Genomic DNA, 21,389 nt, shown 5'->3' on the forward strand with positions numbered 1-21,389 from the left:
AGGCCGCCCGTGAGCGTTACGCCGTCAGTGTGTCGTCAGCGACGTACTGGCGGCGTACGTGTGCCGGAGGAACCGGAGCAGGGCGGACGTGTCGAACTGGACGACCGCGACCCCGTCGGCGGTGTGGAACTCGACGACCGTCTGCACCCGGCCGCAGGGCCACACCCCGATGTCGCCGCGGCGGGTCGGGGTGCGCAGCCCGGTTTCGAGGAGGGTGCGCGGGAAGGACCACTCGATGTCGCCGGGGAAGCCGAAGCGGACGGTCTCGGGGGAGCGGTCGGCGTCGAAGCGGAGGCTCACGGGAACGGGCCGGGAGAGCGGGGCGTCGCTGATGATCCGTCCCTTGGCGTGGTCGTCGACAGCGTGCTCGTCCACCGCGTGCTCGTCGAGAGCACGGTCGTGGGCTGCGTGGACATCGACTGCGTGGTCGTCTGCGGCGCCCATCGTGAGCTCCTCACCGTTTGTCCTGCTATATGCCAATGTGTCACTCCTTCCCTCCGTGTGCGAGGGGCATGCTCCGTCTGCCCTGTGATCTGTGACCCATGCGCTCTTGCAACTCGTTCGCAAGAAGGCTCATCATTCGGGACGTGCATGTACCTGACGGATTCATCAACGCCCCCGTATCGGCCGTGGCCGGTGTCGTCGCCGCCGGCGCCGTAGCCGTGAGCCTGCGCGGGGCCCGCCGCGAGCTGGATGAGCGGACCGCGCCGCTGGCGGGTCTCGTCGCGGCCTTCATCTTCGCCGTGCAGATGCTGAACTTCCCGGTCGCCGCCGGGACCAGCGGACACCTGCTCGGCGGCGCGCTCGCCGCGATACTCGTCGGCCCGTGGACCGGCGTCCTGTGCATCGCCGTCGTCCTGCTGATGCAGGGCATCCTCTTCGCCGACGGAGGCCTCACCGCCCTCGGCGTGAACATCACCGTCATGGGCGTCGTCACGGTCGTCGTCGCGTACGCGCTCTTCCGCGGCCTCGTCCTCGTCCTGCCGCGCACCCGCCGCTCGGTGACCGTCGCCTCCTTCGCCGCCGCGCTCGTCTCCGTACCGGCCGCGGCCGCCGCCTTCACCCTCGTCTACGCGATCGGCGGCACCACCGACGTCCCGCTCTCCAAGGTCCTGACGGCCATGGTCGGCGTGCACGTCCTCATCGGCATCGGCGAGGCCGTCATCACCATGCTGACCGTCGGCGCGGTCGTCGCCGTCCGCCCCGACCTGGTCTACGGCGCCCGCGGCCTCACCGCCCCGCTCAAGCTCCGCGTCGACGGCGAGCTGGTCGACGCGGCGGAGCCCGCGCCCGTGGCCGCCGGCTCCCCGAAGAAGCTGTGGATCGGCGGTGTCGTCACCGCGCTCGTCCTCGCCGGCTTCGTCTCCTTCTACGCCTCCGCCAGCCCCGACGGCCTGGAGAAGGTCGCCGCCGACAAGGGCATCGACGCCAAGGTCGAGGAGCACGCCGCCGCCGGCTCGCCGCTCGCCGACTACGGCGTCAAGGACGTCGACAACGCCCGGCTCTCCGGCGGCCTGGCCGGCGCCATCGGCGTGGGCGCGACGCTCGCCGTCGGCACGGGCGCGTTCTGGGTCGTGCGCCGCCGGCGTACGAGCCAGGAAACCGCGGCGGTCTGACGTGGGATCCGGGCATGCTCACAAGCTCTACCGGCACGCGCACTCGCCGGTCCACGAGCTGCCCCCGCACACCAAGCTCGCCGCCGTCCTCGGCTTCGTCGTGGTCGTCGTCTCGACGCCCCGCGAGGCCGTCTGGGCCTTCGCCCTCTACGCCCTGCTCCTCGGTGCCGTGGCGGCGAGGGCCCGCGTCCCGGCCGGCTTCCTCCTGAAGCGGCTGCTCATCGAGGTGCCGTTCGTCGCGTTCGCGCTGCTCATGCCCTTCGTGGTGCCCGGCGAGCAGACGACCTTCCTCGGGGTGTCGCTGAGCGTCCCCGGCCTGTGGGGCGCCTGGAACGTTCTCGCCAAGGGCACCCTCGGCGTCGCTGCCTCCGTGCTCCTCGCCTCCACCACCGAACTGCGCGCCCTGCTCCTCGGACTCCAGCGGCTGAGGCTGCCCCCGCTGCTCGTCCAGATCGCCTCGTTCATGATCCGGTACGGCGATGTCATCACCGACGAGATGCGCCGCATGTCCGTCGCCCGTCGTTCGCGCGGTTTCGAGGCGAGGGGCGTCCGCCACTGGGGCGTCCTCGCGAAGTCCGCGGGCGCGCTCTTCATCCGCTCGTACGAGCGCGGGGAGCGTGTCCACCTGGCCATGGTCAGCCGCGGCTACACGGGCACCATGCCGGTCATCGACGAGGTGACCGCCACCCGCGCCCAGTGGACGTACGCCGCCGCGCTGCCGCTCACCGCACTTCTGATCTGCCTCCTGGGATGGACCCTATGACCGCCCCCTCACTCGACGTCTCCGGCCTCGCGTACGCCTACCCCGACGGCCACCAGGCCCTCTTCGGCGTGGACCTGACCGTCGGGCGCGGCGAGCGGGTCGCCCTCCTCGGCCCCAACGGCGCCGGCAAGACCACCCTCGTCCTCCACCTCAACGGCATCCTCACCGGCGGCGCGGGCACGGTCACCGTCGCCGGTCTCCCGGTCGGGAAGAAGCACCTCGCCGAGATCAGGCGGAAGGTCGGCATCGTCTTCCAGGACCCCGACGACCAGCTCTTCATGCCGACGGTCCGCGAGGACGTCGCCTTCGGCCCGGCGGCGGCGGGCCTCCGCGGCGCCGAACTGGAGGCCGTCGTGCGGAAGGCCCTCGACCGGGTCGGGATGGGGGAGTACGCGGACCGGCCGCCGCACCACCTGTCCTTCGGGCAGCGCCGCCGGGTCGCCGTGGCCACCGTCCTCGCCATGGAGCCGGAGATCCTCGTCCTCGACGAGCCGTCGTCCAACCTGGACCCGGCCTCGCGCCGCGAGCTCGCCGACATCCTCCGCTCCCTCGACGTCACCGTCCTCATGGTCACCCACGACCTGCCGTACGCCCTGGAGCTCTGCCCGCGCGCGGTGATCCTCAGCGAGGGCGTCATCGCCGCCGACGGGCGGACCGGCGACATCCTCGCCGACGCGGAGCTGATGGCCCGGCACCGCCTGGAGCTGCCGTTCGGCTTCGTACCGAGCTCCGTGGCCTGACGGGCCCGCCCGCGTGCACCTGACGGGCCCGCCTGCGTACACCTGACTGCCCCGTCCGCGTACACCTGACGGGCCCGCCCGCGTGCACCTGACGGCCCCGGAATCCGTCCTTCTCCCGTCGCGTTGCACCATGGAGGGTCGGAGCGACGAGTGAAGGAGTGGGGACGTGGACGTCCAGGGCACGGTGGCGGCGGGCTGGGAGCCGGTCAGGGACGCGTTCCTGCGCAACTTCGAGCAGCGCGGCGAGCGCGGGGCGGCCCTCGCCGTCCACCGCGACGGTGCGAAGGTCGTGGACCTGTGGGCGGGGACGCGCGATGTGGACGGGACGGATCCGTGGTCGTCGGAGACCGCGCAGGTCGTCCGCTCGGCCACGAAGGGCGTCGCCGCCGCCGTGCCCCTGCTCCTGCACCAGCGCGGCCTGCTCGACCTGGACGCCCCCGTGGCGACGTACTGGCCGGAGTTCAAGGCGGCCGGCAAGGACCGGGTGACCGTACGGCAGCTCCTCGCGCACCGCGCGGGCGTGCCCGTCCTGGACCGCCCCCTCACCCTCGCCGAAGCGGTCGACCTGCCGACGGCGACCCGTGCGATAGCCGCGCAGGGCCCCGTCTGGGAGCCCGGCACCGCCCACGGCTACCACGCCCACACCTTCAGCTGGCTGCTCTCCGGCCTCGTCCACCGCGTCACCGGCCGCACGATCGGCCGCTGGGTCGCCGAGGAGATCACCGGTCCCCTCGGCCTCGACCTGTGGATCGGGCTCCCCGAGGCGGAGGCCCACCGGGTCGGCCGCCTCGGCCCCGTCGAGGAGATCGACCCGCCCGGCGGCGGCGCCCTCAAGCTCCGCCCCAAGCGCTCCGTCAGCGAGGCCTACAAGGACCCGGACTCCCTGACCCGGCGCGCCTTCGGGGTCATCGAGCCCAAGCCCGACGAGAACGACCCCGTCTACCGGGCCGCCGAGCTGCCCGGCTCGGCGGGCGTCGCCACCGCCCGTGCGCTCGCCCGCTTCTACGCCGCGACCCTCGGCGCCGTCGACGGCGCCGAGCGCCTCTTCGCCCCGGCGACGCTCACGCTGGCCCGCACGGAGGAGTCGGCGGGACCGGACAAGGTGCTGCTCGTCGGCACCCGTTTCGGTCTCGGCCACATGCTCCACGGACCGGCGTCCCCGCTCCTCGGCCCGTCCTCCTTCGGCCACCCCGGCCGCGGCGGCTCCCTCGGCTTCGCCGACCCCGACTCCGGGATCGCCTTCGGGTACGTCACCAACGGCATGCGGAAGACGGTCACGGCCGACCCGCGCGCCCAGGCGCTGGTCCGGGCGGTGCGTTCGGTCGTGGACCTGACATTCTGATCCTTCGCCCGGCGGGTGCGGGGGCGGGTGGCCAGTACCGTGTGCGGGCCCACTGACCGGTGGGCAGGCACGGGGGTGCAGGTGAGCGAGATTCCGTCGCGGCCATCGGACTGCGCGACGAGCGGTGATCCGAAGAGTGATCCGAAGAGTGATCCGAAGAGGGAAACGAGCAGAGGTCCGAGCAGAGGTCCGAGCAGAGGTCCGAGCAGAGGCCCGAGCTGCGGACCGAGCGGGGGTCCGAGCAGCGGACCGAACGGCGATCCGCAGAGTGCGACCGTCCGGATCGCGAGCAGCCGGCTCTGGGAGATCTACGGCAGCATCGGGCTGCTCTCGGCGCACCGCGGCCTCGTGCCCTGGCCGTACGCCACCTGGGACAAGGCCGCCCGCCGCTCCCTGAGCCGCTCCGACGTGACCATCCCGGGCTGGCTCGTCCACCTCTTCCGGACCGGCGCCGGGAGCCTTCCGCCGTTCCTCCTCACCGTCCCGGCCTCGGACGCACCGGACCTGAGCGAGGAGCTCGCGCCCCTCGCGGCGGTCTCCCCGGCCCGGGCGCGCGCGGAGCTCGAACAGCGCTTCCCGCGGGGCGTGCCCGCCGAGGTGCGCCCGCTGTACGCGGACCCGGAGGCGCGCGCCGCCGAACTCCGCGCCTTCCTCCCGCGGTACTGGCGGGCCGCCCTGGCCCCGTACGCGGCGACCCTGCGGGCGGCGACGGAGGAGGACATCCTGCGCCGCGCCCGCACGCTGGCGACACAGGGCCCGGAGGCGCTCCTGAACGCGGTGGGCGGGATCGCGGTGCCCGGCGGGGTCGCCGTGCCCGGCGTGATGGCCGTGTCGGGCGTCTCCCGACTCGTCCTCGTACCCCTGCTGTTCGGCCGCGGAACGCCCTTCTCCGCCGTGAGCCCGGACGGCTCGGAGGCCGCCCTGTCCTACCCGGTCGAAGGGTCCGCCGTCCTCGTCGGGGAGGCGCCGCCCGAGCGGCGCGCCGACACGCCCGAGCGAGGCGACCGGCTGGAGATCCTGATCGGCCGCAGCCGGGCCGGAGTCGTCCGGGCGCTCGTCGTGCCCACGACCACCTCGGACCTCGCGACGTCCTTGGGCCTCGCCCCGAGCACGGTCTCCCAGCACCTCACGGCGCTGGTGGCCGCGGGGGTGGTGCGGCGGCGCCGGGCGGGCGTCCGCGTGCTGTACGAACTGGACCGCCCGGGAGTGGTGTTGCTCAGGCACCTGGATCATGCGCGCGGGATGCGGGCGGCCCGCTGACCGGCCAGTGGGGTCAATTCGCCGTACACGTACATCGGTTGCAAGAGGAGAGAGCTCATGTCCCAGGAAACGTACGAGAAGCTGGTCGCCCTGCTCGACGAGCGCGGCGCCGCCTACCGGGTGATCGAGCACGCGCCCGAGGGTGCCACGGAGGCGGTCAGCGCCCTGCGGGGGCACGAACTCGCCCAGGCGGCCAAGTGCATCATCGCCATGGTCAAGATCGGCAAGAAGGAGAAGCGGTTCGCGCTCGTCGTCGTCCCCGGTGACAAGCGGATCGATCTCGCGGCGGTGAAGGCGCTGTACGGCGGCACGTACGTCTCCTTCGCGTCCCCGGAGATCGCCGAGGAGCTCGCGGGCTCGGAGAGCGGCACCATCCTGCCGTTCTCCTTCGACGAGCGCCTGGAGCTCCTCGTCGACCCCGACCTGCTGACGCACGAGGAGTTCTACTTCAACGCCGCCCGTCTCGACCGCTCGATCGCGCTCTCCAGTGCGGACTACCGGTCGATCGCGGAGCCGCGTGTCGAGCGGGTGTCGTCGACGGGCTGAGGTTCGTTCGTCGAGGTCTCGCCGTCAGGCCATGGCGGGCGTCAGCGCGAGCAGCATCCCGAGTCCGACGAGCACGGTGCCGATGACCTTGTTGAGCACGGTCTGGCGCTGCAACAGGCGGGACCGCAGGCTCTGGTTGGAGAAGAGCAGCGCGGCGAGCGCGAACCAGACCAGGTGGGCGAAGGACATGAAGAGGCCGTAGCCGACCTGCTGGAAGACGGGGGTGTCCGCGCTGACGACCTGCGTGTACGTGCTCAGCACGAACAGCATGGTCTTCGGGTTGAGCGCGTTCGTCAGGAAGCCGGTGCGCAGCGCGCCGGCCTTCGACAGACCTTCGCCGCTCGACAGGTCGACGTCCACCTGGGTCTTGGTGACGAACGTCTTGTATCCGATGTACACCAGATAAGCGGCGCCGATCAGTTTCATCGCCGTGAAAAGCATCGGGGTCCTGGAAACCAGAAGTCCCACGCCCAGCATCGTGTAAGTGACGTGGACGAGAACGCCCAGGGCAATTCCGACGGCGGCGAGAACGCCGGCGGTCCGCCCGTACAGATAACTGTTGCGGACGGTCATCGCGAAATCCGCGCCGGGGCTGATGACAGCCAGAATGGTGATGACCGCCACGGCGATGAGCTGACCCATGTACGCGTCTTCCCGTCTTCTCACTCAAGGGTTGCGCGGGCGGGGGGCGGCGCCTTCGCGGACGCCGGCCCCCGCACCCGCGCCTGACATCAGGGCTTGTGACGGTAGGTCACGACCAGCACGTCGCGCGAGGCGGGGGCGGCGGAATCGATCTGCTCGATCGGCGAGACGCCGTGGTAGACCCGCTCGTCGTTGACCAGCGCAAGGTCGAGGGGGTCGGTCAGGGCGAACTTCTCGACCGGCTGCTTGTCCAGGTTGAAGACGGTGCTCTCGCCGCCGGTGGCGTTCGTGCGGCCGATCATCGCCATCAGGACGAAGGTGACGCCGTCGCGGTGGACGCCCTCGGGCGTCGGCAGGCCGATCTCGGCCCCGTCGACCTCGATGCGGAACTGGTGGGCCTCGATGTGCCACGCGGAGTACGGGGCGAGCCGGCCGAAGATGTCGCAGCCCAGGGTGACCAGGCTGTTCATCGTTGCGCCGCGCAGCGCCGCGTCCTCGAACGGCTCGTAGTGCCGGGCCACGCCGCCGTTGAGGTTGTTGTAGTCGAGCCCCTGGTAGTGCGGCTGGTGGGCCTCGACGCGGTAGTCGGCGCTCGACCGGGGCGCGCTCAGCGTGGCGTGCCGGCGGCGGCGGTAGCGCCCGCCGTCCGCCATGTAGCTGTCGAGCGGCATCCGGCCCCAGCTGTCGCGGAAGGGCTCCAGGTCGTCGAGCGCGGTTTCCGAGCGCTGGAGGAGAAGCTGCTTGACCTTCTCACCGGAGCGGAGGTCGAAACTCCGGGAAGAAAGGGACTCGCATATTTCCTCTACTCCGGATTCGTACGTCGAAGACATTGTTCCCCCTGTGTCCACGTGGTCAACGGCAGAGTTGATCGTGGTATTTGCGGCGGGTGCATGTCAAAGCCTTTCGGTCGTGGCCGAATTGCCACAACTCGCCTTTGTGAACGGAATGTTGCGGGCGGATGGTGCGAGGGGTAGGGGAAGGCACATGGACCCCATGACTCACGTGACACACACGGCGCACACGGCACAGGGAGCCCAGGCGGCACCCACGGCGCAGGCGCGGCGCTTCGACGGATACGCGGTACTGATCACGGGCGCGGCGCGCGGCATCGGCGCGGCCACCGCACGGCGCCTCGCGGCGGAGGGCGCGCGGGTGCTGGTCACGGACATCGACGAGGACGAGGCCGCGCGGACCGCCGCCGAGCTGCCCGGGGCGGTGGCCCTGCGCTGCGACGTCGGCGACCGGGACGCGGTGGAGGCGGCCGTCGCGTACGCGGTGGAGACCTTCGGCGGCCTGGACGTCCTCGTCAACAACGCCCTCGCGCCCGTCGCCCCCGACCGGGACCGCTTCGAGGACGAGCCCGACGGGGGCTGGGCCGGCCAGCTCGACGTGACGCTGATGGGCGCGGTCCGCTGCTCCCGCGCGGCGCTGCCGCACCTCGCGGCGGCGGGCGGGCGCGGGGCGATCGTCACCATCGGCTCGGTCAACGCCGAGGTGGACTTCGGCAACCACGCCTACAGCGCGGCCAAGGCGGGCCTCGCCTCGCTCACCCGGACGCTGGCGGGCGACGCGGCGCCGCGCGGCGTCCGCGTCAACCAGATCAACCCGGGGACGATCGCGACGACGGCCTGGGCGGGCAGGGAGGCCGGACTCGCGGCGCTCGCGGACCGCGTCTACCCCCTGGGCCGAGTCGGCACGCCGGAGGACGTGGCCGCCGCCGTCGCGTTCCTCGCGTCGCGGGACGCGTCCTGGATCACGGGGACGGTCCTGCGGGTCGACGGCGGGCTGCTGGCGGTGAACTCCCACTTCGCGGAGGTCCTGGCGGACTGAGGCCGGAGAGCTCCTCCGCCGGAGAACTCCTTCACCGCAGAACTTCTTCGACCGGTGAACTTCTTCGACCGGAGAACTTCTTCGACCGGGGACGCAACCCCGGGAGGTGCCACACGTCTGGTGGGTTGAAGGCGCCCTTCACGTCCCATCCCACCTCCTCCCTTGGAGAAGCCATGAACCGCAATCCCCGCCGCATCCTGGGTGCCGTCGCCGGTGCCACCCTGCTCCTGGGCGGTGCCTTCACGGCTCAGGCCGTCGCCGACTCGGGCCCCAAGCCTGCGCCGAAGGTCGTCACGCCGGGTGACGCGGCCGCGAAGCCGGCGCCGAAGCCGGCCGTGGTGAAGCCCGCGCCGAAGCCGGCCGTGGTGAAGCCGGCGTCCAAGCCCGCAGTGGCGAAGCCGGTCCCCGCGGAGAACGCGCCGCGCGTGATCGCGCCGGGTACGGGAGCCAAGAAGTAACACGGGAGCAGAGGGGGCGGGCCGGTCTCGAAGACCGACCCGCCCCACCCCCACCCCCACCCCCTCCCACTTCCCCTCCCCTCACGATGCAAGCGAGGCCCATGCAGTGCAGTACGCGATAGCCGCCGCGCCCCCTTGGTGGTCCCGTCTGCTCGCCCGCGTGTCCGGGGCCGAGGGCAGGGCGGTCGTACGGGAACTCCGCCCGCGCGCACGGGTCACGCCGTACGACGAGCGGCCGCCCACGCTGACCGACCTGTACAGCGCCCGCCGGCTCGACATGGTGCGACTGGCGCTGTTCCTCGTCGACGACCTGCACACGGCGGAGGACGTCGTCCAGGACGCGTTCGCGGCCGTGTGCCGCGCGTACGGCACGTCCCTCGACGGGCTCCAGGACCCGGCGGCGTACCTGCACACCGCCGTGGTCAACGCGGCCCGCTCCGTACTGCGCCGCCGCCGCACGGCCCGCGGCTACACCCCGCCGCACCAGCCGGCGAGCGCTCCGGTGGACGAACGCCTCCTCCTGGCGGAGGAACACCGCACCGTCCTCGACGCGCTGTCGCAGCTCACCGTCCGCCAGCGCGAGGTCCTGGTCCTCCGCTACTGGTCGGAACTGACCGAGGCACAGATCGCCCGGACGCTCGGCCTCTCGCGCGGCACGGTGAAGTCCACGGCGAGCAGGGCCCTGGACGCCCTGGAGAAGAGACTGGAGGCGTCCCGATGACCACCACCCCGCCCGCCGAAGACCGCCACGCGACGACGGAGACCCGCCTCAGAGCGGCCCTGACGGCCCGTGCGGCCCAGATCACCCACCAGGACCTCCGCCGGGAGGACCCGCCGCAGGGCCGCGCCTGGACCCTCCGCGCCCTGCGCGGCCCCGGCCTCGCCGCGCTGGTCGCGGCGGCGTCGGTGGCGGCGGTCTGCCTCCTGTACCTGTTCCCGGGCAGCCCCCTGGCCCCCGCCCCGGCCCCGCCGGCCGGCCCTCCGGGTGTCACCGACCCGACACAGCCGCCCACACCGTCGGCGTCGACCCCGTCGTCCCCCGCGACGCCCAGGGTCGTGCGGCCGTCGGACTAACCGGAAGCTGACCCTCTACTACCCTCTGCTGGTCCGCCCGGCCACGGGCGGTTCGGGAGAGGGGTGTTCATGAATCGGCAGGGAGCGGGATCAGGGGCGCGAGCGGGCAGCGGCCTGCGCATCGCGGCGCGCATCCTGGTGCCCCTAGGGCTGATCCTGGCCCTGGGAGGCGTCGGCTACTTCTTCACGACGTACCAAGGGGTCACCGTCATGGGCGAGTCGATGCGGCCCACGTACAGCCCGGGCGAGCGGCTGGTCGCCGAAGACGTCGCCGCGGACGGGATACGCAGAGGCGATGTCGTACTCGTCCACGTGCCCGACCGCTACCGGAGCGCGCCGGTCCTGCAACGGGTCATCGGGACGGGCGGCGACCACGTGACGTCCGACGGGGACCGGATCACGGTGAACGGGGAGCCGGTCGACGAGCCGTACGTGATGCCCGGCGACCTGGCCCCGGCGACCGATCCGTACGACGTCCGGGTGCCGGAGGGCCGGCTGTTCCTGCTGGGCGACAACCGTGGCAACGCGAACGACTCGCGCTTCTTCCTCGACGACAGGTCGGGCAGCGTCGCGACCTCCGCGGTACTCGGCCGCGTACGCGACGGCGCGGGCCTGCCGGTGGCCTCGGCGGTACTCGGAGTCCTCGGGATCGTCCTGACCCTGGTCGGGACGGGCCTCGGCATCGGCGGCTACGCGGCCGGCCGAAGCCCCCGACGGCTCACGGTGTGAGAGCACGGCCTCAGGGGGCCACGAGACGGCTCGTGAACCCCTGGTCCCGAAGCCGCTCGAAGGCGACGGCGACGGACCGGGGGACGTCCGTCGCCACCATGAACCCCTGTGCCGGGTAGACCATCAGCCGCTGCACGGCCCCGACGAGCATGTCGAGGACGAGCCGGGCGTCCCGGATCGAGTCGACGTACGCGGCGAGCGTCATCGGAGCCGACGCACAGACGACCTCCACCTCGGGCCAGAGCCGGCGCGCGGTCGCGTACGCCCGGCGCTCCTCGTACGGCTTGCTGACGAGCAGCACGGAGGCGACGTCGACGCCCCGCTGGGCGAGCAACTCCCGCGAGAACCGGATGTTCTCGCCGGTGTGCCGAGCCCGAGGCTCGACGAGCACGACGCCCTCGGGCACGCCCAACTCCACCGCCCGCTCCCGATAGTGCTCGGCCTCACCCCGGGGCATCCGCTCCATGGTGGTCCGACTGGTCGCCCCGGTGAACACGACGACCGGAGCGAGCCCCCGCAGGTACAACCCGGCGGCGACGTCGGCGACGCCGAGATCATGACTCCCGAGCCCGACGATGACGGAACAGGGCCGGGGTGCGTGCCGCATCTGCTGGAAGTCCCACAGCAGTTGGGCGTCCTCCATGGCGTGCGCGGGAACCACGGGAAGCTCGCGCCGGGCCACCGGCCTAGAGCCGCTCGTCCTTCACGGCCCCGACGAACGACGCCCAGGCCTCCGCCTCGAAGAAGAGGCACGGCCCGGCGGGGGCGGCCTTGCTGTCGCGTACGGGCACGGTGCCCGGGAGGTCGTCCCTGACCTCGATGCACTGGCCGTTCCCACTGCTGTAGCTGCTGCTTCGCCACATGGGCTCGGCGGGGTCGTGCTGCACTCCGAACACCTTCTCTCAGTCTTTCGCTGCCGCAACCATAGCCAGCAGATCGGCGCTGTCGTTCGGCCCGAGCGCCACCGCCTGAAGGTGCTCGAACATCGACTTGTAGCGCCGGATCTCCGCCTCCGACTCCAGGAACAGGTCACCGGCGGGGGTGTCCAGATAGACGAGCTCGGGGTCGTCCGCGTCCGGGAAGTCCATGTGCACGAAGCTGCCGGTCATGCCGGCGTGGGCGCCTTGCTCGAACGGAATCACCTGGAACGTGACGTGGGGCTCCGCCATCAGATCGAGGAGGTGCCGTGCCTGGCCCCGCATGACGTCGCGTCCGCCGACCGTGCGCCTCAAGGCCGCCTCGTCCACGATCGCCCAGAGCTGCAGCGGGCGTTCCTTGGTGAGGACGGCCTGCCGCTCCATGCGCGCCTGGACGCGCTGGGCGACCTCCTTCTGGCTGGCCATCGGCAGGACACCCTTGACGACTGCCGAGGCGTAGGGCTCTGTCTGGGCGAGTCCGGGAACGAACAGGGACTCGTAATTGCGGACGGTCCGCGCTTCTGCCTCGAACCCGATGTACGCGGTGTACTCCTCGGGCAGTTCCGAGTGGTACGGCCGCAGCCACCCTTGGTCGTTCGAGCCGCTCTGCAGGGCCAACAGGTCGGCACGAGCCCGGTCGTCGGCCTGGTACAGGTCCAACAGGCTGACAAGGGTGCGCTTTTGAGGGCGGGCGCGCGACCGCTCGATCCGGTAAAGGGTCGCTTCGTTGATCCCGGTCCGCGCCGTGACGTCCTCGCGCGTGAGCCCTGACTCGGCTCGAAGCTTTCTCAACTCGGCTGCGAGGCGCCGGAGTCTGACTGTCGGTGGGCGCGGTCGCTTGTCCGGCATGATGCGGTCCTTTCTCTGCCGAGTGATACCCGCGAGTGTGCGCGGTCAGCGCATCGACGCTCAACTCGATTCGAACGCCGAGAGGTATTTCGCAAGCCTTGCATTCTTGGCGCAGGCGCGGGCATGCTGTGACTGCGATCACTCACTGTCGCGCTTGCGTGACGGTGAGTGGATCTTGCTGGCCTGTGCGTGGAAACAGGAAGACCCCCGCGACCGTGCGACCGGTCCGGGGGCGTGGCCAACGCCTACTAGGAGCGTCAACATGGTGAACCCTATCGCCCGCCTTCTCGGGCTTGTCTTACGGCTGTTGCTGCCCCCGTCGGGGCGCAGGCGACTGGGCGGAGCGCCGCCCGTACCGCTCGCCCAGCCGGGTGCCGCGCCAACAGCTCCGCCCCGCTGCCGCGTTCCCCTCCTCCGAGGGGAGGACAGTCGTCTCGTACGGCCCTACCTCGACGAGGTCCGGTTGCAGCGGCAGCGGCGGCGGGCGTTGTGGTTGGCCGTGCACGGGGTCGACGTCGGGGCGCGGTCGATCCATGGCGTGGAGGTGGCCTGATGGGGCCCGCGCCGACGAACCCGCCGGACGACGACACCGTCGTACGCCGCTGGCGGCAGGCCGCCCGCAGCGTCCCCCTCGCCCGCCGCGAGCTGCGCCGGACGCTCGCCCGGTGGGAGTGGGGTGCCGTCGAGGACGCCGCCTCGCTTGTGCTCTCCGAGCTGCTGACGAACGCCGTCCGCCACGGCCGTGTGTCCGGGCGCGAGGTCGAGACCCACTTCGCCCGCGTGCCCGGCGGGGCGCTGCGCATCGAGGTCCATGACGCCTCCAAACAACGGCCGTTGATGGCCCTGCCGGAGAGTGGCGCGGACGGCGGGTGGGGGCTTCCGCTCGTCGATGTCCTCGCCGAGAAGTGGGGTGTCTGCGACCGTCCCGGGGCGGGAAAGCTGGTGTGGGCGGAGCTTGCCGTGGAGGGGGAGTCGGATGCGTCGTGAGGGAATGGCGTTAGGCCGCGTGGCGGGGCCGTACCACCGGGGGGCGCGGCGGCCGAAGCTCTGGGCGTTACGGGCCGACCGCTCCGGCAGCGGGCCGATCACCGAGGCGGAGTGCACCACCTGCCTGGACGGTTCCGGCGCGGCGGACGACGGGCGAGGGCCCGCCGTCTGGTGCCTCGCCCACGCCGAGGAGACCGGACACACCGGCTTCCGCCGCATCCGTACCGACTTCTTCCGGGCGACCTCGTCCGTGTCCAGCGACAGCGGTACCCAGTGAACCCCGTTTCTCGGTTGCTGTTCCTAGGGGCTCTAGGTTAAACCTAGAGCCCCTAGGAACGGTGTGGAGGAATGCATGGCACGGGCAGGGCTGACGGCGGATCGGGTCACCCTCGCGGGCGCCGAGTTGGCGGACGAGGCGGGGCTCGACCAGGTGACGATGTCGCAGGTCGCCCGGCGGCTGGGCGTGAAGGACGCGAGCCTCTACACGCACGTCCGCGGCCTGGAGGACCTGCGCGGCCGGATCGCCCTGCTGGCGGCGGACGAGAAGACCCTCCGCATCGCGGAGGCGACCGCCGGCCGTTCGGGCAAGGACGCGCTGGTCGCCTTCGCCGACGCCTGGCGGGAGTACGCCCACGCGCATCCGGGCCGCTACACGGCGACGCAGCTCCCGATCCGGATCGATCCCGAGCTGGCCGCGAACGCCCCCGGCCCGCGCCGCGCGGTCGAGCTGACCTACGGCATGTTGCGCGGTTACGGACTGGCCGAGCCGGACCTGACCGACGCGGTCCGGTTGCTGCGGAGCACGTTCCACGGGTTCGTCGCCCTGGAGGCCGCGGGTGGGTTCGGGCACGAGCGTTCGCCGCAGGACTCCTGGGTCCGCGCCCTCGACGCCCTGCACACCCTCCTGGAGCACTGGCCCCCGTCCCGAGAAGGAGACTCCGCATGACCGCCCCGACCACCGGCAGCCTGCGCGTGAACGGCGCGACCCTGCACTACGAAGTGCGCGGTCACGGCCCGCTCCTGCTGCTGATCCCCGGCGGGACGGGCGGGGCTGCCGCCTTCGACGGCTTCGCCGACGACCTGGCCGGCGCGTACACGGTCGCCACCTACGACCCGCGCGGGATGTCCCGCAGCGCGCTGGACGACCCCGAGGCCGAGCAGACCGTGGCCGAACACGCCGACGACGCGCTCCGCCTCCTGGACCTGCTCTCACCCCGCGAGCCCGCCCGGGTGTTCGGCGCCAGCTCGGGCGCGATCACCGCCCTGCACCTGCTCGCCACCCGCCCCGAACGCGTCGCACGCGTCGTGGCGCACGAGCCCCCGGCCGTCATGGTCCTGCCGGACGCCGCCGACCACCGCGCGCTCCTCGCGCGCGTGCAGGAGACGTTCCGTACGCAAGGACTCATGCCGGCGATGGCCGTGTTCGCCGCGGGGCTCAAGGGGGACGGTGATGCCGCCGAGCCGCCGTCCGCGGTGGCCGAGCTTCCGCCGCAGGCCGCGGCGAGGGCCGAACGGACCATGGCCGACCTGCCGTACTTCGTCGGCCGGATCGTCCCCGCCTTCATGTCCTCCACCCCGGACCTGAACCGGCTGGCGGCGCTGTCGGACCGGCTCGTGCTCGCCGGCGGCCGCGACTCGGTCGGTGAGTTGGCCTACCGCCCGGCCGCCCTCATGGCCGAGCGCCTCGGCCTGGAGCTGCTCCACTTCCCCGGCGGGCACGTCGGTTCGACCACGCATCCGGCCCCGTTCGGCGAAGCCCTGCGCGAGGCGTTCCGCGCCGGCCCCGGTCACCCCGCCTGAAGCATCAGGCCGATGCCGATGACCATCAGGCCCGCCGCCGCGACCCGTGGTGCGCCGAAGCGTTCCTTGAAGAAGAGGGCGCCGATCGCGGCGCCCACGATGATCGAGGACTCGCGGAGTGCGGCGATCGGGGCCAGCGGGGCCTTCGTCTGGGCCCACAGGACGAGCGCGTACGCCGAGACGGAGAGGAGGCCGCCGAGGGCGCCCCGGGCGGCGTACGGGCGGAGTTGGGGGATGAGGGCCGCGCGCCGCCGCCAGAGGGCGTACGCGGGGATCACGAGGCCCTGGAGGATCATCAGCCACGCGATGTAGCCGAGCGGCGTGCCGGAGGCGCGGACGCCGACGCCGTCGACGACCGTGTAGAGCGCGATCGACAGGCCCGTCGCGCCGGCGGCGAGCAGCGCCGGCCAGTGCGGGCGGGTGTCCTTGCCCCGGATGCCCCAGAGGGCGAGGCCCGTCAGGCCCGCGCACGCCACCGCCACCCCGAGCAGCTGCCAGCCGCCCGGCACCTCGTCCAGGAAGACCGCCGCGATCACGGTCACGACGAGCGGGGCCGTGCCGCGGGCGATCGGGTACATCTGCCCGAAGTCGCCCAGCGTGAACGAGCGCATGAGCAGGGCGTAGTAGCCGATGTGGAGGAGCGCCGAGATCACGAGGTACGGCCAGGCGCCGGCCGCCGGGAGCGGGACGAAGACCGCCGTGATCAGGCCTATCAGCGCCCCGCCGCCGGATATCAGCGTGAAGGAGAGCAGCTGCTCCTTGATGTGGTGCGCGATGGCGTTCCAGCTCGCGTGCGTGACGGCGGCGACGAGGACCGCGAGCGTGACGAGCGGGGTCACGACGCCGGGGTCTCGCGCACGTCCACCAGGGTGGCGCCCGCGTGGGCGACCAGCGTCTTCGGGTCCATGGCGAAGACGGTGTGCGGGGTGCCCGCCGCCGCCCACACGACGTCGTGGTCGAGGACGCCTCGGTCGGCGAGGACCCGGGTCCGGGTGCGGTGACCGAAGGGCGGGACGCCCCCGATCGCGTACCCGGTCGTCTCCCGGACCGCCTTCGCGTCGGCCCGGGTGACCTTCCCGGCGCCCAGCTCCTGCCGTACCCGCTCGACGTCCACCCGCGAGGCGCCGTCCATGAGGACGAGGACCGGCACCCCGTCGGCGGCGAAGATCAGCGACTTCACGATCTCGGCGACCTCGCAGCCGATGGCGTCGGCGGCCTGCTGGGCGGTGCGGGTCTCGTCCGGGAAACTGCGGACCTCGACGTGGAGGCCCAACTCCCGGAGGGCGGCGGCGAACTGGGGGTGCGCGGGGGAGGTGGTGTCGTCAGCGGTGCTCATGGCCCGCACGCTAGCGGTAGTTGTACGGGCCATGCGACAGAGTTCCGGGGGTCGGTCAGCCGGCCCTCAGGACCCGCGCGACCACCGGGCCCGCCGCGTCGCCGCCATGGCCGCCCGACTGGACGACCGCGGCGGCCGCGAGGTCGCCGGAGTAGCCGGTGAACCAGCTGTTGGACTCGTCCTGGTCGTCGACCTCGGCGGAGCCGGTCTTCGCGCCCTTGGGTGACGGGACACCGGCCATCGCCTTCGCCGCGGTGCCGTTGGTGGCCGCCTCGTTCATCATCCGGCGCAGCCCCGAGTGGACCTCGGGGGAGAGCGGCTCGGCCTTGGCGAACTCCCGGTCGCCGAGCTCCGCCGACACGAGGTACGGCTGGCGGAAACGGCCGTCCTTCGCGGTCGCGGAGAGCGAGGCGACGTTCAGGGCGCTCATCGTGATCCTGCCCTGACCGATGTACGAGGCGGCCGTCTCGGGCCCCTCCGACGCGGGGACGCTGCCGTCGGACGCGGGGACGCCGACCTGCCAGTTGAGGCCGATGCCGAAGGAACGGCGGGCGGTCTCGCCGAGGGCGGTGTCCGCGATGCCCTTGTCGTCGAGGGGCTTGACCGGCTTGATGAACGTGGTGTTGCAGGAGAGCCGAAAGGCGTTGGTGAGGTCGCCGGTCGACGAGAAGCCCTTGAGGTTCTCGAAGGTGCGGCCCTTCCAGGCGACGGTGGCAGGACACGGGACCGGGCTGCCGGGCTTCGCCAGGCCGTGCTGCATCATCATCGTGGCCGTGACGATCTTCATCGTCGAGCCGGGGGCCTGCCGGCCGAGGAAGGCGGTATTGAACCCTCCGGCCGGGCTGTTGGCGACCGCCCGTATCGCGCCCGTGGACGGCTCTATCGCCGTCACCGCGGCCTTGCCGTACGCCTGGACCGCCCTCTCGGCCGCCGCCTGGACCTTCGGGTCGATGGTCGTCTTCAGCGTGCCCGCCTTGCCCTTCGACAGGACGAGGAGGGTGGAGTCGGGGACGGTCGTGCTGCCCGAGTCGATCCACGTCTCGACCCCGGTCTCACCGCCCACCTCCGAGCCGTATCGCTTGCGCAGCTCGTCGATGATCGGGACGAGCGAGGGGTACTTCTCCGGGGTCAGCTCGTCGCCGTTGCGGTCGACGGCCTTCACGGCGGCCGTCTTCGCGACGCCCGTGCGCACGGTGGCCTCGGCGGTGAGCAGCTTCGGGTGGAGCACGGACGGCGCCCACTTCACCAGCGGCCGGCCGGTGGTCTGGCCCCGGACGACGGTCAGCTCGGAGGCGTACGACCAGGGCTTCGACACGTCCTTGTACGTGATGGTGGCCTTCACCGTGAACGGCACCTTCGCCCCGACGGGCGTCCCGGGCGTGATCACGGCCTCCGAGATGCTCGCGCCGTCCCGGTAGGCCGCGACGGCGGGCCCGGCCGAGACCGGGTCGTTCGTCAGCTGCCCGGCCTTCTCCGGCTCCCCGGCGGCCCAGGCCGCGAGGAAGTCCTTCGCGGTCGCGGTGACCTCCTCGTCGGTGACGGGCCCGGTCTTCGGAGCTTCGGCGGTGCGAGGACCGACGGACGTGTCACCGCCCGTGATCCCGTTGTAGAGGTTGAGTCCCCCGTAGCCGACACCGCCGGCCACGACGAGGAACACGCCCCCGACGATCGCGGTCTTCGCCCCACTGCGCATGACTGCGCCTCCCCTCCCCAGGTGGCCGTCCAGTCAAGCAGCGTGCCTTTGGTGTGTCGAGCAACTACCGCCACATCCGTCACAAAGGCAGTGGGCGTGGGCGGTTGCTCTATCGGAATCGGCGTGCCCGAACCTTCTTGCGCGGCTCACCGGAAACGGGGGATATGTCTGGGAATCTTCGTCTTCCAGGACTGCCGGCCGCTAGGAGAGATCTGATGGGTGTCACCTCTACGAGTACGTACGGCGCGTGGTTCTACGCCGGCCAGCAGGACGGTTCGCGGCGCTCCGCCGAGTGCGTGCTGCCGCTTGTGTTCGACCTCGTCAGGCCGTCGAGTGTGGTGGACCTCGGGTGCGGCACCGGTTCCTGGCTCGCCACCGCCCAGCAGCTGGGGGCGGCGGAGATCCTGGGCGTCGACGGACCCTGGGTGTCCGCCGACGCGCTGCGCATTCCCCCGCAGTGCTTCATGGAAAGGGACCTCACCCACCCCCTGCGCCTGGACCGGCGGTTCGACCTGGCGATGTGCCTGGAGGCCGCCGAGCACTTCGACGCGACCCGCGCCGACTCCCTGGTGGACGACCTGTGCGCGCTGGCGGACGTCGTCCTCTTCTCCGCCGCGATCCCCGGGCAGACCGGGACGGACCACCGCAACGAACAGTGGCCGGCGTACTGGCGCGGGCGTTTCGAGCAGTGGGGCTACCAGCTCGTCGACTGCCTGCGCACCCGCTTGTGGGACGACCCGGCGATCGAGCCCTGGTACGCGCAGAACGCCTTCCTCTACGTCAGCGGCGACCGGCTCGCCCGCGACGAGCGGCTGCGCGCGGCGGCCGCCGAGAACGGCCGGATGCCGCTGTGCGCCGTCCACCCGGGCGTCCTCGCGCTGTTCTCCGCCCCCTACGCGCCCGCGGAGCCCGAACCGGCGGACCGCCGGGGCGCACCACGCAGGTTCATCAGCGGCTGAGCCCGACAAAAACGCAGAGGGCGCGACCATCGGTCGCGCCCTCTGTGTTGTCCTTACGCGGCTAGATCCACGTGTCGAGCCACATCCGCCCGCGCCATTGGTCCAGCGGAATGGGAGTCCCGGTGTAGATGGGCCAGAAGTAGATGAAATTCCAGACGATCAGCAGAACGAGACATCCCGCCGCCACCGCGCCGAAAGTCCGGCGCCTTTCCGAGGAACCCCGTGGACCGATGATCGCGCCCAGCATCATGGCCACCGCGAGGCACAGGAAAGGCACGAAGACGACCGCGTAGAAAAGGAAGATCGTGCGTTCCTGGTAAAGGAACCACGGGACCCAGCCCGCGGCGATGGCGCAGGCGATCGCGCCCGCGCGCCAGTCGCGGCGGAAGGCCCAGCGCCACAGGACGTAGAGGATCGCGAAGCAGGCGGCCCACCACAGGAGCGGGGTGCCGAGGGCGAGGACCTCCTGGGCGCACTTCTCCTTGGCGGTGGCCGGGCAGCCGGCGGTGCCGGGGGCCGGGGACTCGTAGAAGTACGAGACGGGGCGGCCGAGGACGATCCAGGACCAGGGGTTCGACTCGTACGTGTGCGGCGAGGTCAGGCCCACGTGGAACGAGTAGACCTCGGACTCGTAGTGCCAGAGGCTGCGCAGCCACTGCGGCAGCCAGCCCCAGGTCCCGCCGCCGTCGATCTGGTCCTGCTTGGCGGCCCAGTCGCGGAAGTAGCCCTTGTCCGTGACGAGCCAGCCCGTCCAGGTCGCCACGTACGTGACGAGCGCCACCGGCACCACCGACACGAACGCCGGGACCAGGTCCTTCCTGATCACCGAGAGGTACGGGCGGACGGCGCCGCCCGTGCGGCGGCCCGCCACGTCCCACAGGACCGTCATCAGGCCGAACGCCACCATGACGTACAGGCCGTTCCACTTCGTCGCCGCCGCGAGGCCCAGCATGACGCCGGCCGCGATCCGCCACGGCCGCCACCCCATGCGCAGGGTCTCCGCGATCTCCGCGTCCGGCCGCAGCACCCCCTCCTCGTCCTCGGGGAGCGCCGCCGCGAGCCGTTTCCGGTTGCGGTCGCGGTCGAGGACGAGGCAGCCGAAGGAGGCGAGCACGAAGAACATCAGCACCTGGTCGAGGAGCGCCGTGCGGCTCATCACGAAGTGCAGGCCGTCGACGGCGAGCAGCAGGCCCGCGAGACAGCCCAGGAACGTCGAGCGGAAGAGCCGCCGGCCGATCCGGCACAGCATCAGCACCGACAGCGTGCCGAGCAGCGCCACCATGAAGCGCCAGCCGAAGGGCTCGAAGCCGAAGATCTTCTCGCCGACGCCGATGACCCACTTGCCCATCGGGGGATGGACGACGTAGCCGTGCTCCGTCGGCACGAGGACCGCGCCCGGGTCCGTCAGGATCGTCTTGTCGATGTCCTTCGGCCAGGCCCCCTCGTACCCCTGGTTGATCAGGGCCCACGAGTCCTTGGCGTAGTACGTCTCGTCGAATATCACCGCGTGCGGCTTGCCGAGGTTCCAGAACCTCAGCAGCCCGGCGACCGCCGTGACCAGGAGCGGACCGCCCCAGGCCATCAGCCGCCACAGCCGCTCGGCCGGGCCGGGCCCGATGCCGAGCGCCGACCACACGCGCGCCGACGGGCGGACGTACGGGGGGTCGAGCCGCTCCCGCAGCCCGATGGGAGCGGGGGTCTCGGCGCGGGGCGCGTAGCCGAAGCGCCGCAGCCTCTGCTGCCACGAAGAGGGCTCTGCCACGGGCTCTGCCATGGGGTGCTGGCCCTCCAGGGCCTCGGGTGCGGTACTGGTCACCGCGCCATCGTAGGGAACGCGCCTGTGCGCGT

26 protein-coding genes are annotated in these 21,389 nt (G+C 71.9%); 16 read left to right on the plus strand and 10 right to left on the minus strand.

Going from position 1 to position 21,389, the window contains the following annotated elements:
- Nucleotides 1-24: 24 nt before the first annotated feature.
- Nucleotides 25-444 carry an SsgA family sporulation/cell division regulator gene (locus ASC82_RS18725; protein ID WP_079039361.1) on the minus strand — a complete coding sequence of 140 codons (420 nt, stop codon included), beginning with the start codon at nucleotides 442-444 and terminating at the stop codon, nucleotides 25-27.
- Nucleotides 445-587: 143 nt separating this feature from the next.
- On the opposite strand from ASC82_RS18725, the gene ASC82_RS18730 reads away from it, so the two are divergent.
- The 6 genes from ASC82_RS18730 (at nucleotide 588) to ASC82_RS18755 (ending at nucleotide 6,267) form a co-directional block, all read left to right on the plus strand.
- The gene (locus ASC82_RS18730) at nucleotides 588-1,616 is read left to right on the plus strand and encodes an energy-coupling factor ABC transporter permease (protein ID WP_056649057.1); all 1,029 of its coding nucleotides are present in this window, start codon (nucleotides 588-590) and stop codon (nucleotides 1,614-1,616) included.
- A gap of 1 nt (nucleotide 1,617) precedes the next feature.
- On the plus strand, nucleotides 1,618-2,379 hold the full coding sequence (gene cbiQ / locus ASC82_RS18735; protein ID WP_056649060.1) for a cobalt ECF transporter T component CbiQ: 762 nt from the start codon (nucleotides 1,618-1,620) through the stop codon (nucleotides 2,377-2,379).
- Nucleotides 2,367-3,119 carry an ABC transporter ATP-binding protein gene (locus tag ASC82_RS18740; RefSeq protein ID WP_079039362.1) on the plus strand — a complete coding sequence of 251 codons (753 nt, stop codon included), beginning with the start codon at nucleotides 2,367-2,369 and terminating at the stop codon, nucleotides 3,117-3,119. The genes cbiQ and ASC82_RS18740 overlap by 13 nt, the downstream gene beginning before the upstream one ends.
- A 166-nt stretch (nucleotides 3,120-3,285) precedes the next feature.
- Nucleotides 3,286-4,461 carry a serine hydrolase domain-containing protein gene (locus ASC82_RS18745; RefSeq protein ID WP_056649066.1) on the plus strand — a complete coding sequence of 392 codons (1,176 nt, stop codon included), beginning with the start codon at nucleotides 3,286-3,288 and terminating at the stop codon, nucleotides 4,459-4,461.
- Nucleotides 4,462-4,809: 348 nt separating this feature from the next.
- Nucleotides 4,810-5,721 carry an ArsR family transcriptional regulator gene (locus tag ASC82_RS18750; protein ID WP_157863484.1) on the plus strand — a complete coding sequence of 304 codons (912 nt, stop codon included), beginning with the start codon at nucleotides 4,810-4,812 and terminating at the stop codon, nucleotides 5,719-5,721.
- A 57-nt stretch (nucleotides 5,722-5,778) separates the two neighbouring features.
- Nucleotides 5,779-6,267, plus strand: coding sequence for a YbaK/EbsC family protein (locus ASC82_RS18755; protein WP_056649072.1), 489 nt, complete (start codon nucleotides 5,779-5,781; stop codon nucleotides 6,265-6,267).
- A gap of 24 nt (nucleotides 6,268-6,291) precedes the next feature.
- On the opposite strand, the gene ASC82_RS18760 is transcribed toward ASC82_RS18755, so the two are convergent.
- Nucleotides 6,292-6,909: a LysE family transporter gene (locus tag ASC82_RS18760; protein WP_056649075.1), complete on the minus strand. Its 618-nt coding sequence runs from the start codon at nucleotides 6,907-6,909 to the stop codon at nucleotides 6,292-6,294.
- An 89-nt stretch (nucleotides 6,910-6,998) separates the two neighbouring features.
- Nucleotides 6,999-7,739, minus strand: a complete 741-nt coding sequence (locus ASC82_RS18765; protein ID WP_056649078.1) for a 2OG-Fe dioxygenase family protein — start codon at nucleotides 7,737-7,739, stop codon at nucleotides 6,999-7,001.
- A gap of 163 nt (nucleotides 7,740-7,902) precedes the next feature.
- Between ASC82_RS18765 and ASC82_RS18770 the strand changes: the two genes are divergently transcribed.
- The 5 genes from ASC82_RS18770 to lepB all read left to right on the plus strand — a co-directional run bounded on the left by ASC82_RS18770 (nucleotide 7,903) and on the right by lepB (nucleotide 11,000).
- Nucleotides 7,903-8,739: an SDR family NAD(P)-dependent oxidoreductase gene (locus ASC82_RS18770; protein WP_079039375.1), complete on the plus strand. Its 837-nt coding sequence runs from the start codon at nucleotides 7,903-7,905 to the stop codon at nucleotides 8,737-8,739.
- A 173-nt stretch (nucleotides 8,740-8,912) separates the two neighbouring features.
- Nucleotides 8,913-9,197 (plus strand): hypothetical protein, encoded by a 285-nt coding sequence (locus ASC82_RS18775; RefSeq protein ID WP_056649080.1) that lies wholly within the window; start codon nucleotides 8,913-8,915, stop codon nucleotides 9,195-9,197.
- Between the two features lie 106 nt (nucleotides 9,198-9,303).
- Nucleotides 9,304-9,918 carry a sigma-70 family RNA polymerase sigma factor gene (locus tag ASC82_RS18780; RefSeq protein WP_056649083.1) on the plus strand — a complete coding sequence of 205 codons (615 nt, stop codon included), beginning with the start codon at nucleotides 9,304-9,306 and terminating at the stop codon, nucleotides 9,916-9,918.
- Nucleotides 9,915-10,271: a hypothetical protein gene (locus ASC82_RS18785; protein ID WP_056649086.1), complete on the plus strand. Its 357-nt coding sequence runs from the start codon at nucleotides 9,915-9,917 to the stop codon at nucleotides 10,269-10,271. The genes ASC82_RS18780 and ASC82_RS18785 overlap by 4 nt, the downstream gene beginning before the upstream one ends.
- Nucleotides 10,272-10,340: 69 nt before the next feature.
- Nucleotides 10,341-11,000: a signal peptidase I gene (gene lepB, locus ASC82_RS18790; protein WP_056649616.1), complete on the plus strand. Its 660-nt coding sequence runs from the start codon at nucleotides 10,341-10,343 to the stop codon at nucleotides 10,998-11,000.
- Nucleotides 11,001-11,010: 10 nt separating this feature from the next.
- Here lepB and ASC82_RS18795 read toward each other — a convergent pair whose 3' ends face one another.
- From ASC82_RS18795 to ASC82_RS18805, 3 genes are read right to left on the minus strand one after another with little or no spacing between them, the layout of a single operon-like run.
- Complete coding sequence (locus ASC82_RS18795) at nucleotides 11,011-11,661, minus strand: YdcF family protein (protein WP_242427704.1); 651 nt, start codon at nucleotides 11,659-11,661, stop codon at nucleotides 11,011-11,013.
- Nucleotides 11,662-11,686: 25 nt separating this feature from the next.
- The gene (locus tag ASC82_RS18800; protein WP_347336083.1) at nucleotides 11,687-11,887 is read right to left on the minus strand and encodes a DUF397 domain-containing protein; all 201 of its coding nucleotides are present in this window, start codon (nucleotides 11,885-11,887) and stop codon (nucleotides 11,687-11,689) included.
- Nucleotides 11,888-11,902: 15 nt separating this feature from the next.
- Nucleotides 11,903-12,766, minus strand: a complete 864-nt coding sequence (locus ASC82_RS18805; protein ID WP_056649100.1) for a helix-turn-helix transcriptional regulator — start codon at nucleotides 12,764-12,766, stop codon at nucleotides 11,903-11,905.
- A 552-nt stretch (nucleotides 12,767-13,318) separates the two neighbouring features.
- On the opposite strand from ASC82_RS18805, the gene ASC82_RS30670 reads away from it, so the two are divergent.
- From ASC82_RS30670 to ASC82_RS18830, 4 genes are all read left to right on the plus strand, one after another.
- The gene (locus tag ASC82_RS30670) at nucleotides 13,319-13,753 is read left to right on the plus strand and encodes an ATP-binding protein (RefSeq protein ID WP_056649103.1); all 435 of its coding nucleotides are present in this window, start codon (nucleotides 13,319-13,321) and stop codon (nucleotides 13,751-13,753) included.
- Between the two features lie 19 nt (nucleotides 13,754-13,772).
- The gene (locus ASC82_RS30675) at nucleotides 13,773-14,030 is read left to right on the plus strand and encodes a hypothetical protein (protein WP_242427705.1); all 258 of its coding nucleotides are present in this window, start codon (nucleotides 13,773-13,775) and stop codon (nucleotides 14,028-14,030) included.
- 75 nt (nucleotides 14,031-14,105) lie between these two features.
- Complete coding sequence (locus ASC82_RS18825) at nucleotides 14,106-14,699, plus strand: TetR/AcrR family transcriptional regulator (protein ID WP_056649108.1); 594 nt, start codon at nucleotides 14,106-14,108, stop codon at nucleotides 14,697-14,699.
- On the plus strand, nucleotides 14,696-15,553 hold the full coding sequence (locus ASC82_RS18830; protein ID WP_056649110.1) for an alpha/beta hydrolase: 858 nt from the start codon (nucleotides 14,696-14,698) through the stop codon (nucleotides 15,551-15,553). Before ASC82_RS18825 ends, ASC82_RS18830 begins: the two co-directional genes overlap by 4 nt.
- Here ASC82_RS18830 and ASC82_RS18835 read toward each other — a convergent pair.
- Genes ASC82_RS18835 through ASC82_RS18845 form a run of 3 tightly spaced genes read right to left on the minus strand, consistent with a single transcriptional unit; the run spans nucleotide 15,541 to nucleotide 18,582 of the window.
- Nucleotides 15,541-16,392 carry a DMT family transporter gene (locus ASC82_RS18835; RefSeq protein WP_056649113.1) on the minus strand — a complete coding sequence of 284 codons (852 nt, stop codon included), beginning with the start codon at nucleotides 16,390-16,392 and terminating at the stop codon, nucleotides 15,541-15,543. The genes ASC82_RS18830 and ASC82_RS18835 overlap by 13 nt on opposite strands.
- A complete protein-coding gene (locus ASC82_RS18840) occupies nucleotides 16,389-16,889 on the minus strand; it encodes a YbaK/EbsC family protein (RefSeq protein ID WP_056649624.1) in 501 nt (166 codons plus the stop codon). The genes ASC82_RS18835 and ASC82_RS18840 overlap by 4 nt, the downstream gene beginning before the upstream one ends.
- Before the next feature lie 55 nt (nucleotides 16,890-16,944).
- Entirely contained in the window at nucleotides 16,945-18,582 is a 1,638-nt protein-coding gene (locus tag ASC82_RS18845) for a penicillin-binding transpeptidase domain-containing protein (protein ID WP_199862565.1), read from the minus strand.
- Nucleotides 18,583-18,797: 215 nt separating this feature from the next.
- On the opposite strand from ASC82_RS18845, the gene ASC82_RS18850 reads away from it, so the two are divergent.
- Nucleotides 18,798-19,541, plus strand: coding sequence for a methyltransferase domain-containing protein (locus ASC82_RS18850; RefSeq protein ID WP_056649114.1), 744 nt, complete (start codon nucleotides 18,798-18,800; stop codon nucleotides 19,539-19,541).
- Nucleotides 19,542-19,602: 61 nt separating this feature from the next.
- Here ASC82_RS18850 and ASC82_RS18855 read toward each other — a convergent pair whose 3' ends face one another.
- On the minus strand, nucleotides 19,603-21,357 hold the full coding sequence (locus tag ASC82_RS18855) for a phospholipid carrier-dependent glycosyltransferase (RefSeq protein ID WP_056649118.1): 1,755 nt from the start codon (nucleotides 21,355-21,357) through the stop codon (nucleotides 19,603-19,605).
- Nucleotides 21,358-21,389: the final 32 nt, after the last annotated feature.

Origin of the sequence: Streptomyces sp. Root431, from assembly GCF_001426585.1 — a bacterium.
Taxonomy (GTDB): Bacteria; Actinomycetota; Actinomycetes; order Streptomycetales; family Streptomycetaceae; genus Streptomyces; species Streptomyces stackebrandtii.